This window comes from Rhodococcus sp. CX, from assembly GCF_015865005.1.
GTDB lineage: Bacteria > Actinomycetota > Actinomycetes > Mycobacteriales > Mycobacteriaceae > Rhodococcus.
Genome location: NZ_JADZGH010000251.1, coordinates 59547 through 60380, shown reverse-complemented (window position 1 = coordinate 60380; position 834 = coordinate 59547). Strand labels below are relative to the sequence as shown.

Annotated in this window: 2 protein-coding genes; one reads left to right on the top strand and one right to left on the bottom strand. The window is 68.7% G+C overall.

From position 1 onward, the window contains the following. The coding region (locus I0Q12_RS27130) for a TetR/AcrR family transcriptional regulator (RefSeq protein WP_231611531.1) at positions 1–425 on the bottom strand (425 nt) is incomplete at its 3' end. 127 nt (positions 426–552) lie between these two features. Here I0Q12_RS27130 and I0Q12_RS34045 point away from each other — a divergent pair. Further along, positions 553–834: oxygenase MpaB family protein (locus I0Q12_RS34045; RefSeq protein WP_231611541.1), on the top strand; the 282-nt coding region annotated here is incomplete at its 3' end.

Here is an 834-nt window from a genome sequence, read left to right as displayed (position 1 = left end):
AGCCCGGCGAACATGCGCGCGGATTCGAGGCGGCGCCGCGCGAGCTGCGGGTCGGCCTGGCTGACGGAGAACAGCACGCGTCCCAGGCGGGGATCCGCAGCGATCTCGCGGACGATGTTCGCGACGGCCGCGTGCACGATGCCGCGTTCGTCGCGGGGCGCGGCGGCCACCGCCGCGAGGGTGCTCTGCGCGATCTGCTGCACGACGTGGTCGTACACGGCACCGGTCAGCGCGTCGCGGTCGGCGAAGCTCTCGTAGAAGTAGCGCGAGGCCAGGCCGGAGCGCTTGCACACGCCGCGCACCGACAGGGTGGGTTCTCCGTCGGGTGCGCCGAGCAGGTCGAGACCTGCCTCGATGAGCTGGGCGCGGCGATCCGCCTGCCGTTCCTCGCCGCCGCGTCCCCCGTAGAGCCGTCCTGTTGCCATGCGGCCATCTTGTCAGCCCCGCCGCTTTACGAGCGTCATATATCTGCGTACATTCGTACCCAGATACTGTTCGGATGGAGGGTGGAGCGTGACGACGACGGAGAAACCGGCAGGACTCGACGACACGATGGACGGCATCGGCCTCGCCGCCGGAGCCGCGAACATCATCATGCAGTTGTCGTGGCCCGGCGTCGGCTACGGCGTGTTCGAGAGCCGCGTCGAATCGGGACGTCTCTTCGATCACCCGTTCAAGCGCACCCGCACCACCCTCGGCTACCTCGCGGTCGCCGCGCGCGGCACCGAGGAGGAACGAAAGTTGTTCCGCGACGCCGTGAATCGCTCGCATCGGCAGGTCCGCTCCACCGCCGAGAGCCCGGTGAAGTACAACGCATTCGATCCGGAACTGCAG